Origin of the sequence: Pedobacter psychrodurus (genome assembly GCF_032678585.1) — a bacterium.
GTDB classification, from domain to species: domain Bacteria; phylum Bacteroidota; class Bacteroidia; order Sphingobacteriales; family Sphingobacteriaceae; genus Pedobacter; species Pedobacter psychrodurus_A.
In genome coordinates this window covers 74363-85945 of record NZ_JAVTSN010000035.1, presented here as the reverse complement: position 1 = coordinate 85945, position 11583 = coordinate 74363, and the positions used below count along the sequence as shown (strand labels likewise).

General features: G+C 42.7%; 15 protein-coding genes. 5 read left to right on the top strand and 10 right to left on the bottom strand.

What is annotated here, in order from left to right; all coding sequences use genetic code 11:
• Positions 1–172: 172 nt before the first annotated feature.
• A complete protein-coding gene (locus tag R2S57_RS21085) occupies positions 173–484 on the bottom strand; it encodes a YtxH domain-containing protein (RefSeq protein WP_316846920.1) in 312 nt (103 codons plus the stop codon).
• Positions 485–1054: 570 nt separating this feature from the next.
• Positions 1055–1435 (bottom strand): response regulator transcription factor, encoded by a 381-nt coding sequence (locus tag R2S57_RS21080; RefSeq protein WP_316846919.1) that lies wholly within the window; start codon positions 1433–1435, stop codon positions 1055–1057.
• Between the two features lie 228 nt (positions 1436–1663).
• On the opposite strand from R2S57_RS21080, the gene R2S57_RS21075 reads away from it, so the two are divergent.
• Positions 1664–1927, top strand: coding sequence for a hypothetical protein (locus tag R2S57_RS21075; protein ID WP_316846918.1), 264 nt, complete (start codon positions 1664–1666; stop codon positions 1925–1927).
• A 149-nt stretch (positions 1928–2076) separates the two neighbouring features.
• On the opposite strand, the gene R2S57_RS21070 is transcribed toward R2S57_RS21075, so the two are convergent.
• Positions 2077–2502 carry a DUF1810 domain-containing protein gene (locus tag R2S57_RS21070; protein ID WP_316846917.1) on the bottom strand — a complete coding sequence of 142 codons (426 nt, stop codon included), beginning with the start codon at positions 2500–2502 and terminating at the stop codon, positions 2077–2079.
• A gap of 696 nt (positions 2503–3198) precedes the next feature.
• Between R2S57_RS21070 and R2S57_RS21065 the strand changes: the two genes are divergently transcribed.
• From R2S57_RS21065 to R2S57_RS21055, 3 genes are all read left to right on the top strand, one after another.
• On the top strand, positions 3199–4302 hold the full coding sequence (locus R2S57_RS21065) for an ATP-binding protein (RefSeq protein ID WP_316846916.1): 1104 nt from the start codon (positions 3199–3201) through the stop codon (positions 4300–4302).
• A gap of 82 nt (positions 4303–4384) precedes the next feature.
• A complete protein-coding gene (locus R2S57_RS21060; RefSeq protein WP_316846915.1) occupies positions 4385–6361 on the top strand; it encodes an ATP-binding protein in 1977 nt (658 codons plus the stop codon).
• 173 nt (positions 6362–6534) lie between these two features.
• Positions 6535–6933, top strand: coding sequence for a hypothetical protein (locus tag R2S57_RS21055; protein WP_316846914.1), 399 nt, complete (start codon positions 6535–6537; stop codon positions 6931–6933).
• Between the two features lie 25 nt (positions 6934–6958).
• Here R2S57_RS21055 and R2S57_RS21050 read toward each other — a convergent pair whose 3' ends face one another.
• From R2S57_RS21050 to R2S57_RS21035, 4 genes are all read right to left on the bottom strand, one after another.
• Positions 6959–7186: a hypothetical protein gene (locus tag R2S57_RS21050; protein ID WP_316846913.1), complete on the bottom strand. Its 228-nt coding sequence runs from the start codon at positions 7184–7186 to the stop codon at positions 6959–6961.
• Between the two features lie 337 nt (positions 7187–7523).
• Positions 7524–8297: a DNA-formamidopyrimidine glycosylase family protein gene (locus R2S57_RS21045; RefSeq protein WP_316846912.1), complete on the bottom strand. Its 774-nt coding sequence runs from the start codon at positions 8295–8297 to the stop codon at positions 7524–7526.
• A 2-nt stretch (positions 8298–8299) separates the two neighbouring features.
• A complete protein-coding gene (locus tag R2S57_RS21040; RefSeq protein WP_316846911.1) occupies positions 8300–8584 on the bottom strand; it encodes a DUF3606 domain-containing protein in 285 nt (94 codons plus the stop codon).
• A 52-nt stretch (positions 8585–8636) separates the two neighbouring features.
• Positions 8637–8831: a hypothetical protein gene (locus R2S57_RS21035; protein ID WP_316846910.1), complete on the bottom strand. Its 195-nt coding sequence runs from the start codon at positions 8829–8831 to the stop codon at positions 8637–8639.
• A gap of 74 nt (positions 8832–8905) precedes the next feature.
• Here R2S57_RS21035 and R2S57_RS21030 point away from each other — a divergent pair, with 74 nt between their 5' ends.
• Positions 8906–9211 carry a hypothetical protein gene (locus R2S57_RS21030; RefSeq protein WP_316846909.1) on the top strand — a complete coding sequence of 102 codons (306 nt, stop codon included), beginning with the start codon at positions 8906–8908 and terminating at the stop codon, positions 9209–9211.
• 96 nt (positions 9212–9307) lie between these two features.
• On the opposite strand, the gene R2S57_RS21025 is transcribed toward R2S57_RS21030, so the two are convergent.
• The 3 genes from R2S57_RS21025 to R2S57_RS21015 all read right to left on the bottom strand — a co-directional run bounded on the left by R2S57_RS21025 (position 9308) and on the right by R2S57_RS21015 (position 11407).
• On the bottom strand, positions 9308–9937 hold the full coding sequence (locus tag R2S57_RS21025) for a hypothetical protein (protein ID WP_316846908.1): 630 nt from the start codon (positions 9935–9937) through the stop codon (positions 9308–9310).
• Positions 9938–10032: 95 nt separating this feature from the next.
• Positions 10033–10473 carry a hypothetical protein gene (locus tag R2S57_RS21020; protein WP_316846907.1) on the bottom strand — a complete coding sequence of 147 codons (441 nt, stop codon included), beginning with the start codon at positions 10471–10473 and terminating at the stop codon, positions 10033–10035.
• Positions 10474–10711: 238 nt separating this feature from the next.
• A complete protein-coding gene (locus R2S57_RS21015) occupies positions 10712–11407 on the bottom strand; it encodes a hypothetical protein (RefSeq protein ID WP_316846906.1) in 696 nt (231 codons plus the stop codon).
• Positions 11408–11583 lie beyond the last annotated feature (176 nt).

Sequence of the window (11583 nt, the reverse complement as noted above, 5' to 3'; positions counted from 1 at the left end):
AACAGTAATCGGTTTAAACGATTGTCCAATCGCAGATTGCAAAGATCAATGATAAACTGGCTGAAGAGATCCCAAAACCAAGTTAAAATATTACCACCTAAACAGAAAAAGCGGCTTATGCCGCTTTTGACTATTAATTCTTAACTAATTCCGTGATAGCGCTAAATGCCCGCTAAGCCTGCCCGATGGCATTTATGGCCGAATCTTTAACTTCTTCTTTCACTGAGGTAGCTTTGTCCCTAAGCTCATCTTCAGTCTCCTCAAAGGAATCAGCAGCCCTACTGGCATACTCTTTTCCGGTTTCCACAAGACGTTCCAATTCTTCTTTGGCACGCTCAATAACCCTGTCTTTAAGATCAGCTAACGATCTGGAAAGCTTATCGACTGTTTCTTCTCCCTTATCCGGTGCAAATAAGATTCCCAATGCTGCCCCTGCTGCAAGGCCGGCAAGCAATGCAACAACTGTTTTTGAATTATCGTTCATAGTAGCGTGTATTATTTTTTCTTGTAGAACCTGTCATTCAAGGATTTGTTTGATTTTTTTTTCTAAAAAACCCTTCATCCTAAATACCAACACACTTTCAGAACCAGGTGACTTTTTCAATAGGAGACAATGCGGGGCAATTGCACCCCAGGATCAGGAAAAAATATTTGAGCGCCATTACAGGATAGAAAACATGATCAGTAAAACCACCGCTGGATTTGTGATACGACTTTATACTGTGCTGAAATTATTAAGCTGCACAATGGCAGGACCTGGGTAGATAGCGAAATGGGAAAGGCGCTGACTTTCATTCCAGTTTGCCATCCAACTCATTTCAACCATACCAATATGAGCACCTGGTTAAATTCCACTCCGGCGGCAACAATACATTGCCTTATCAAAATGTTGGATAACATTTCATTTACAAGGCTAAACGAGTAGTCCATAACCAAAAGCAAAAGATAATAATGCGGCAGTATTCCGGGTAATCATCCGAGAGTAACGCAAAAATTCTCCATCGGCATCCTAAGGATTCAGCCAGATTACCCGGGGTCTGTAATAGGATAATGCCTATGATCCATAGCTGGCCAACCCCTTAAGGAGTTGATCAATGGTATTAAGCAGCGAACTGCTTTCATAAGGCTTGCCGATAATAGCATCAGCCTTGCAGTCAATTAGGGCAATCTCTCGATAGCTAAGACCGGTCAGTAATATGATCGGAATACCTGAACTACCGGATTTGCCCTTTAATTCATCACATATTAATCTTCCATCAGCAGCATCGAGTCTGATGTCCATAATAATGAGATCCGGCTTAAACCCGGCAAGTGCCTGATCGATAAGCTTAGCGCTTACTACAGTTTCAGTCAGAAAATTTTCAAACACCAAAAAAGAATCGAGTGCGCCCAGCATCAGTTCATCATCGTCAATCACAAGAATTCTTTTTTGCATGGTAATGTAGTTAAAGAAATGTAGGGCGTAAATCTAAACGTTTTAATACGATAAAATCACAACTTATTGCTCTAAACAACACTTTAAAGTTTCTGAATAACATATTAATGTCTTTTTCTGCTTAGCTTACATAAATACCAAACAACCCAACTTGCAATCTTAGACCATTATAGCTAAATAATTGAATACCAATACCAAAGTTCACATTAGCAATCTTTAAACTCAATCATGGAAGAAGCCGCTCTATTCGAAGCACTGCAAACACAGGTACTGGCAAAATGTGGCATAGCAATTATTTATATCAATGATTGCAGCAATATTTCCATCCAGATTTTCGAGCAAAACAGAAACTATATTTCCGAAACCACAATCAAACGCTTTTTTGGATTTCCCAGCAACACCGGTCAGTTCTCACCCTTCGTAATGGATAGCATCTCACAGTTTATAGGCTTTACAAATTGGCAGGAGTTCCAGAATAAACAATCGGGATAATATAAGAATTATCACCACCCCCGTCCAGTTAACGGCAAGACATTATAATTGAGAACTATCAAATGCAAGTACCGATCAAGATCTACAGCCCCTGCGGATCATCAGCATACCATTAAACGATATACAATTCCTTAAGGCCTTCTTAAGTATCAACTTTTACCTAAAAATTCAAGCGTCAGTTCATCTTGCTGATCATGAAAATACTTACCCAAAACATTTCCGAACACAGGATCCGAATGATCTACTTTTGCGAAAAGGGTCATACAGGAGCGCAGCTTCAGATCGTCCGGGGAACCGAAGATCCCATAAGCGGTTCTCCCATCAAGAGACAACACGGCCCCTGAAATTTCAACAAGATGTTTACCAAGAATGGGATGACGGAGATATTCACCAGCTTCCCTGATATTATCAAGTGCATAGTATTCTGATATTTCACTCTTACCCAGTCCCTTTAACTGAGGGAATATGTACCACATCCAGTGGCCGGTTTTTCTCCCGTCCATTATTTCTTTCAAGGCTTTAAGGTAAGCCTGGTTGTGGGCAGTTAAAAACCTGGTTATTTTATCGTGTTCCATTTGATTAAATTCAGTCTAATATAACTTCTTCCAAAAGCATTGGGCATCACTTATGTTTCGGCGGCCCATGACGCCCAGAAACTACCGTTACCGGCCTCGAGCCGGTATATTTTAATACTTCATAACACCAAAAACCTTTCTTACCCCCTTCAGCCCCTTGCCCGGTATGTTCATCCTGGAAGATTCGTCAAACATCTCAAAATCCAGTCCACCATTACTTATAAAAAAAGAAACCCGCTCTGCCAGGGGTGCCCAAAGCCTGAGCTCCGCTCCCCACAGTTCCCGTTAAAATTAAATCCAATATTTCTTTTGTGTATGGTTATTTCCAATGATGGTTTTAAAAAAACAAAAAAAATCGATCAAAGTTTTGGAACAATAATCCGGATACATTAAAAGTCAGGAAAAATAAAATAGCTATCTTGATCGATTTGCCCTCCCTGGGGCAATAAAGGTGTTTAAAGATTGAAGTTATAAGGCTGTTGCTTTAGTATGTTGGTAAAAGTTTTTCTTGTTGATGCTAAGCAACATCGTTCGCAGATTCATTAATAAAATCTTATAAAAGCTATAAACGCGGTATAAATACGCAGTGTTTTACCCATAACTGCTTCCATGGCCAGATTGACAATTCATAAGCGGATTAATATATTTATCTTCACGGAGAATTTGCATGCAGACCAGCAAAGAAGTGCCCTTGATATGGAAGATAGATTTGAACTTGTAGAACAGCTTGCCAAATACAAAAAAGAAAACGAAGAACTGAAGCTAAAAGTTGAGGAACTGACCGACTTTTTCGAAAATGCCTCCATCCCACTCCATTGGGTCGATGGAGATGGGATCATCATATGGGCCAACCAGGCCGAACTCGATGCACTGGGCTATCTGAAAGAGGAATACATCGGTTTCCCGATCAGTGACTTCCATGCAGATCAGAATGTGATCAACGATATTTTGGACCGGCTGATCAGGAATGAAACACTTTACGATTATTCTGCAAGCCTTAAATGCAAGGATGGTTCGGTCAAACACGTACTGATCAATTCAAATGTGCTTAGAAAAGATGGTAAATTCATCCATACCCGTTGCTTTACCCGGGACGTCACCGAAAAGAAATACGAGGAACAGCGGAAGAACGATTTTGTTGCAATGGTCAGCCACGAACTTAAAACCCCGTTAACTGCAATTACCTCTTATGTTCAGCTTTTAATGAGAAAGTGGGGCAAGGACACAGATGGGTTCAATATGCAGGTACTTTCCAGGATAGAAATCCAGGCTAAAAAAATGGTTGCGATGGCGCATGACTTTTTAAGCCTTGCCAAAATCGAAGATGGCAAGATCCATCTCCGTAGGGAAAAGTTTGACCTGGAATCCCTTGTAAGAGAAATCGTAGAGGATGCACAATTACTGACCACAAAACATAACATCCGATCTGGAGACTTTAAGGGAATCGAAATTGATGCCGACCGGGACAAGATCGGGCAGGTATTAAGCAATCTGGTAAGCAATGCAATCAAATACTCCCCAATGGGCGGAACCGTTACAGTCACATGCGAAAAGTGCCCGGGCGAGGTTAACATTTCCGTAGTTGACCAGGGCATTGGGATCAACAAGACAGATCAAAAAAGATTATTTGACCGCTATTACCGTATAAACGACAATAACCATAAAGAAGTATCCGGATTTGGCATAGGACTGTACCTGGTATCGGAAATCCTTAAATACCATCAGAGCGAAATCAAGGTTGAGAGCGAACAGAACCAGGGGTCAACTTTCCATTTTGCTTTACCGGCAGAATTTAAATAAGCCATTTCCTCCAGGCTTCCATAAATTTCCAAGCAATATCCAACATAATTTTTATCCCAGTTTCCATATCTTTGGATTATTGATGAAGACTGAAGAAAGACCGCAGGAAAACAATTTTAGCGGAGAGCTGATTATCCAGGCCCTCCAGTTGTCCACTGAGCCCACCGCGATCTACAGCGGTGAAGATATGCGTATCCAGTTTGCGAACGATGGAATGCTCACACTGTGGGGCAGGGACAGCTCCGTAATCGGAAAACCACTGATAGAAGCAATTCCAGAATTAGAGGGCCAGCCCTTTTTACCCATACTCAGACAGGTTTGGCTTACTGGTATCAGCTACTCCGTAACAGAGGCACCGGCCCAGCTCATCAAGAACCGCATGCCGACCATCGGTTACTTTGATTATGAATATAAAGCAATACTAGGCAGTGACAACAAAACATACTGCATTCTAAATACGGCAAAAGACGTCACATCAAACAGGGCTTACCTTGAGCGCCTACAGCAAAAAGAAGAAAAAGAACAGGCCCTGATCGAAGAAATGGCTACCACCATGGAAGAGCTGACCTCCACAAACGAAGACCTCAACAGCTCACTTAAACTGCTGGGCGAAAGCCGGGAACATGTGAGGACCATTATCGAGCAGGCCCCTGTAGGAATCGCGATGCTGCAGGGCCCCGAACACATCATCGAAATCGCCAACCCCGAGATCCTTAAAATCTGGGGACGTGAAGGTATAGAAGTGATCGGACATCCCCACCATGCTGCCAGGCCCGAACTCCAGGGACAACCTGTCAATCTTTGGCTGGACAATGTTTACTCAACCGGCAAGCCAAAGGTCAATAAAGAGTTTCTGGTAAAGCTCCGCTATAAAGGAGGATTGAGAGAAGCAATCGTAAACTCCATCTACCAACCCATTGTCTCATCCGGGGAGGTCACCGGAGTGCTGGTCATCCTCGAAGAAATTACACAACAGGTGTTGAACCGGCGCAGTAGTGAAAAAGACCAGCAGATGCTTGCCCTTGCAATTGATGCCGGAGAACTGGCAACATTTTATTACGAACCCCAGAGCAACCTCTTTTCAGGCAACCACCTGCTGAAATCATGGTTCGGGCTTTCTGCAGAAGAAAACCTAGACCTATCACTGGCACTCAGGACCATCCATGATAAAGACAGGGACCGCGTAACCGCTGCCATCAGCGAAGCACTCCGGGAGGGATCAAACGGCCAATATAATATTGAATACAGCATCAAAAACCCATCGGAAATAAACCTCAGGCTGGTTCATGCACAAGGGAGGGTAGTTTATGGTTCCGACGGCAAAGCTGTGAGCCTGAACGGCACATTAAGGGACATCACCCAACAAAAAGAAGATGAACAGCGCAAAGACGACTTCATGGGCATGGTAAGCCATGAACTAAAAACCCCTTTGACTTCCCTGAATGCCTACCTACAGGTACTCCAACGGCAGGCCAACCTTACCGGAGAGACCACCCAGCAAACCGTTCTTGTCAAATCAGTCAGACAGGTAAGGAACATGAACTCCATGATCAACGGCTTTCTTAATATCTCGCGGCTGGAGTCGGGAAAAATGGTGATCGAAAAAACACAAACCGATCTCAAGAAACTTCTTGCCGAGCTCGAAGAAGAAATGCTTTCCACGATCCACACACATATAATTGAATTCCAGCCCACAGAAAAGCTGACGCTGATCGCAGACCGGGAAAAAATTTCACAGGTAATTCAAAACCTCGTGGGAAATGCGGTTAAATATTCACCAATGGGAACCAGGATCACAGTTGCCTTCCAGCAGAGGGACCCAGGCAAAGTACAGTTATCCGTAAGGGATGAAGGCATAGAAATTGCAAAAGAAGACCATGAGAAGATTTTCGAACGCTATCACAGGGTCCAAAACCCCCAGATCGGATCAATCGCAGGCTTCGGGATCGGACTATACCTCTGCCGCGAGATTATCGGGTTACACCAGGGCACAATCCGGGTGGAAAGCGGCGAAGGCAAGGGCACAACCTTCATTGTTGAACTTCCATTGGAAAATTAACAACAAAATATCAAACCCTAATAATTCCAGAATAAGGATAATAGAATACCCCCCTTCAGATCTATTCACCTGCCTGCCTGTATGTTATAAATAATATCTGAAACTTTTACATTCCGGCAAAAGACAAATATTAAGATGTTTTTATATTAGCAGTCTAAAACATCAATTGTCCAATGAATTTTTACTACTGTTTGAGTTTCAGCGAAACTGTTGACGGTTCATTCATGCTCTTTAAGAACCTGGCATGGATCTCCAGGGACGATGAAGATCAATGGTATCAAATTGCAATAACGGAAACGGAAATTACTGCAGGCAATATCCAATTCAACAACGGCATAACAAGGGGCGGAGAAATCTGGGAATGGGTAAAAACGGGCATTACAGAGCGTATAGGCCAATCCATTGAGTTACGGGATATTGAAATCGCACTCCACGGCCCAGATAAAATGCTATTCATCTGGATGATCAAAGATGCCCGTCCTGTTTCATACCAGGAAGATGAAGCGCAATGGGAGGTGAAGCTCAACAACCTTGAATTTTCCTACAATGCACTCCTTAAGATATACCCGTAAGAAACCGGGCTTTTTTGAAGCCCAGCTAAAGCGTCCTGACTTCAAATGCACCATAGCTCACCATTTCTGCATTATGGGATACCTGAAGATTAAGTTTCAACTTTTCGATAAGCCCCTTGGCTGTTTCAATGGCTTCATGAATATTGTTCATACCCCTCACCTCTATGCCCGAACGCATTACCTTGAATTTATTCGGTTCAAACTTATCAATGAATTTCTGGAGGTCTTTGGAAAGATTATTTACCGTGCTCATAGTTTAGTATTTACCTTATAATCCCATATGCGCCACAATTGTTTTCCCATTCCCTGAAATTGCCACTCCAAAACAAAGTATCATTCCAATTTTGCTTCCCCTTGGATATTGCAAACAACTCTAAATCTCATTGGCAAGCTACTGCCCATTCAATTACCAACCAATTAGGGGCTCGAACACTATAGGGTCTGATCATTGAGAGGGAAAAACAAAAAAGACGGTATGCGCTAAATAATATGCCTTTTTAAGTCAAGGGCTGAATAAATAAATAGGCGGATATAATAAAATGATGTGACCGAAGAAAGTAGATTAAATAAACAGATCGGTAAAGTGTGGATTATTCAAAAAGTTCCTGCCCTTTTGTATAGTAACTTTTACGTCCGCCAATCTTCTGCGATAAAATCTCCTCTCCTTTTGCCGTCTCTTTCAAAGATGCGCCGTGCACCTGCATAAAATCCCGAAGTTCACCGGTCAGCCCGTCCCCGTTCTCTTTGGCAATCTGTTCAATTGCCCTGTTCAGTACTTTACCGATACTGGTATACAGTCTCTTTGCCATCTTTTCCGGAATGGCCTTAGCGATGGAAAAAGGAGAAATACCGGCATGGTAAAGTATCTCATCACCATAAGAATTACCTATCCCTCGCATCTGGTGCTGATCCATCAACAGCGTTTTGATGACCGTCTTTTTCTTACTGAGTAAATCCAGAAAATATCCTTCATCCATACCAAGTGCATCAGGGGTTTCCACCGCTTCAGGATTAAGGGTCGGCGTGGCCTGCTTCTGAAGATCGACCAGTGCAAATGCATCACCTCCCTCGAAATGAAAACCCAGGATCTGAAACCGCGGCGGCTCATCCTGGTCGATCAGCACCAGTTCCCCCCTTAACATCAGGTGAAGGCCGAGGACCTGTGATCCAGAAAAAAAAAGCTGCAAGGTTTTTCCTGCCCTTTCCACTTTCATCAATTGCCTTCCTTCCAACGCTTTTTTCAATTCCTTGCCCGTAACATTCAGTTTTTTTGCTACGCTGATTTCAAGCGTTTCCAGCACTTTCCCTTTAAACCTGCGGGAAAGGATCTGGGCGAAGACGGTTAAATCCGGTAGTTCTGCCATAGTTACATCGATAAATATTTTTTGATTTCTGCAATACTCTCGCCCCGCAATAAAGCGGCAGCTTTTAGTTCACCGGTACTGATCTGGAACTGCTCCGCCCAATAGGCAAGCTCATCCGGATCATTAAGGTTTAATGTCCCGGTATTGGCACCAAATTCCTGCGGCTCCAGGGTATCCCCGTCACTTTCTATTTCATGGCGGTCGATTTCCTGGTCAGCGTCCGGTAAGGATGCCCTTTGCGATGTATCCCTACCCTGAGGGATCCCTGTATCCACTTGATCTTTCATAGTCATTACCCGTTTGTTGTTTTGATGGAGAATATAATAACAATGAGCACAGTCACCCTGCAGGATCTTCTTTAGCATGACCTTCCTTTTCAAAATGCTCACGCGCGCGCTTTAATCCTGTAGCTATAGCAATCCCTTCCTCTACCCCCTCCTTCAAAAGCGCATTCGCAATTTCCACTGCTTTTTCCCGGAGCTGCAAAGGCTGGTTTTTATATGATGGAGGATAGTCCCCGTTGTACCACGGCATTAATCAAAGTATTTGTTCCGGTTTTAAAACAAGTCTTTGCACAACAATGTTTTGCTTAATAAACCACAATATATATGAGCCTTATGGAACAGATGAATGTCAGCGATGAGCAAAAGATAAGTTTTGATTTTAGCAGGTTCAGATTGCCACAATACGTCGGGGAATTCCGTCCACTTCTTTACAAACAGGGAGACCGATTTTGTGCGGTACTTGGCCCCGACCCACAAAGCGGCATCTTTGGCTGTGGTGATACGCCAGAGGATGCACTGATCAACTGGAACGATGAGCTCAGGGAAAACCTTCGCCATCCCGATCTGAAAAATCCGGTCATGCAATTTGTTTTGGATACAATCAATACCAAAGCAAAGGATGTCTGGTAAATTGCTAACTGGTGCACGTAATTAACCGTTCTTTTAAATGAAACTAAAGGCTTCGGGATCTGCTCAGTTAAATTATAAAAGAGAATCCTAAATCAATCAGGAATTAAATACTTTGTCCCTTTTATCCTGAATTTCTCTTATTTTGGAAAGGATTATCTTAAACCTCGCGATATCTTCCTCAAAAAAAGACTTCGCATAGGTTTCAGTCTGCTTAGCATTAAACAAGGTCTTGTAACCGTCCTCATATCTGGTGACCTGATAAAAATCATTTTCGATCACTACCCTGTAGACATCCGCATTTATTGAAAATTCGAACGGGAATTCTTCATTCATAATCACGATAAGCAAGGCCGTATTAAAAGTGGCCATTTCAATTGCAGATGCCCTGATCTCCGGTATGAGTTTATAGAAATCCGCATCATTCTGGATTTCAATTTCCAACACCGCCGCAGAGGGTTCTGTTATGGTCAGGATCTGGGGAAACCTCGCTTTTAACTTTTGGATAAAAACCTGTTTCTCATTTTTGAGTGCCTGCACGAGTTCAGGCTTTAGTTCATAATAGGCTACATAATTATCATCGATATCTTCATCCCATGTAAAAAAGCCATATTGATCGTTGTCGAACCACATACCAGACCTGAGCCCCTCGGATGTGAAAGTCTGCCCATTACTAACAATTCTGTGCGTTTTTCCTTTGACCGTCAGGTCATAAATTACATTTTCCATTTATTTTTCTTTGTATGCTATTTTGATAGCGGTTTTAAGCGGCTCCCCAGATCTCTTATTTTAAAAGTACGGAGTTTTATAAAAATCCATAACATTTAATTTATCCCCACTATGACAAAATATGCATTCCCTGTTTTCTTGACCATGAGGTCGAGGTGCTCCTCGAAATCCACCAGGTTTAAGATTTCATCTTTAAGAAAAGTAGAAAAAACCTCCAGGTCGGTCTCATCTGAAATCAGAACTTCCAGGGTTTCACTGCTCTTCCACTCCGTTAACAGGATTTCTGGGTAGGCCCCTTTTAAAAGTGAGGGAAAGCCTTTTCTGGAAAAAGCTTCCGAAATCTGGCTAGAAACGTCCCAAAGGTATGGGGTCAGCCCCTCATCCAGTGTATTCCACTGCATGCCGCACTGCTCATCGCGCCACATACTCCCTACATAACGGCCATCTAGATTTACGCTATAACACTCACCGCTACTTTCAACCACCGCCTGGACAGCTCCCTTATCGGTGGGAATTTCAAATACATATCTTTCCATGTTCAAATTAGGTTCTTCGGGAATTGTGGACTGGCCAGGGCGTTTTTTTCGGAAGAGCAGATAAACAGCCGTAAGGGAAAACCCTAAAACACCCCCTATCAGTAATGCCTTGCGATGACTGCCGCTCCATTTTCCCAGTGTATCGACGCAAATTTTTATCCCATTGATTTCCATACCGGTAACAACATAACCTTTTATAGATAGTTTTAGAAAAAACGCTGGCTCAGGCAAATTACAATTAGCTTACCTCGACCTTAAAATCCTCAGAAAATCCCGCATTATAGACATTAAATACAACTGCCCGTTCTTCTTCAACCAGTTCAGCAATATAAGCGCAGAACATGCATTTGAAGTGTTCAAATTCAATTCCATCCCTGCACACGACCATATAACTACTGTCATTATACATGATCACTTCTGCTACCGATTCCCCCCAGTGCAGCTTGATCTTATCGGGAAGAAGGTTGAAATGCTGGCTGTCTATAAACCTTCCGATGGATAGAATCCTCTCCCCATCAAGAGGGCCCGCATCTGTAGCTATCCAGATCCCGTTAAGTTTGCTTAAATTACCAAGCAGATAACCGCTTGAAAGGACACACCACGGCGCTCCCTGTGAAAAGCATACAAGCTGGTATCCCGCCATATCTTCTCCTTCCCCAAAAAGGTAATCGAGCACTACCGTTTTAGAGGTGACCACAAGATTTTCCTTAAATGCGTTCGAATATTGTTCCATACTGATAGATATAATTGCCCTTAACTTTTTACCTAATGATTTCAAAATCTCCCACCGATCTTTTTTATTATATTTTTGATCTCCATAAGTTTCATACCCATGGATATCGCTACCCTGGGTTCTTTTCAGCCCAGCTCGATCATATCGTCGATCCGCAGGGCGAATACCTGCCTTCTTAAGTATCTCCGACAGCTTTTCCATGTTTGTTTCTTCTTTTGGGAGAATAACCAACGTGCTACGGGATTTGTTTTGCTAATCCATTACCGGTTTGGAAAGGAATATCCAGGCTTCTCGCTAAGCCTGTTAAAATAACGTCATTTTACTTACATCCAATAACTTAAAACAATTTCGGATGTTTATCAATTATTATACATATC

Coding starts and splice junctions, on each gene's coding strand:
- R2S57_RS21020 (WP_316846907.1), bottom strand. CDS start 10,473: ATGGAAAGATATGTATTTGAAATTCCCACCGATAAGGGAGCTGTCCAG.
- R2S57_RS21015 (WP_316846906.1), bottom strand. CDS start 11,407: ATGGAAAAGCTGTCGGAGATACTTAAGAAGGCAGGTATTCGCCCTGCG.
- R2S57_RS21025 (WP_316846908.1), bottom strand. CDS start 9,937: ATGGAAAATGTAATTTATGACCTGACGGTCAAAGGAAAAACGCACAGA.
- R2S57_RS21070 (WP_316846917.1), bottom strand. CDS start 2,502: ATGGAACACGATAAAATAACCAGGTTTTTAACTGCCCACAACCAGGCT.
- R2S57_RS21060 (WP_316846915.1), top strand. CDS start 4,385: ATGAAGACTGAAGAAAGACCGCAGGAAAACAATTTTAGCGGAGAGCTG.
- R2S57_RS21040 (WP_316846911.1), bottom strand. CDS start 8,584: ATGAAAGATCAAGTGGATACAGGGATCCCTCAGGGTAGGGATACATCG.
- R2S57_RS21035 (WP_316846910.1), bottom strand. CDS start 8,831: ATGCCGTGGTACAACGGGGACTATCCTCCATCATATAAAAACCAGCCT.
- R2S57_RS21065 (WP_316846916.1), top strand. CDS start 3,199: ATGGAAGATAGATTTGAACTTGTAGAACAGCTTGCCAAATACAAAAAA.
- R2S57_RS21055 (WP_316846914.1), top strand. CDS start 6,535: ATGAATTTTTACTACTGTTTGAGTTTCAGCGAAACTGTTGACGGTTCA.
- R2S57_RS21045 (WP_316846912.1), bottom strand. CDS start 8,297: ATGGCAGAACTACCGGATTTAACCGTCTTCGCCCAGATCCTTTCCCGC.
- R2S57_RS21080 (WP_316846919.1), bottom strand. CDS start 1,435: ATGCAAAAAAGAATTCTTGTGATTGACGATGATGAACTGATGCTGGGC.
- R2S57_RS21075 (WP_316846918.1), top strand. CDS start 1,664: ATGGAAGAAGCCGCTCTATTCGAAGCACTGCAAACACAGGTACTGGCA.
- R2S57_RS21030 (WP_316846909.1), top strand. CDS start 8,906: ATGAGCCTTATGGAACAGATGAATGTCAGCGATGAGCAAAAGATAAGT.
- R2S57_RS21050 (WP_316846913.1), bottom strand. CDS start 7,186: ATGAGCACGGTAAATAATCTTTCCAAAGACCTCCAGAAATTCATTGAT.
- R2S57_RS21085 (WP_316846920.1), bottom strand. CDS start 484: ATGAACGATAATTCAAAAACAGTTGTTGCATTGCTTGCCGGCCTTGCA.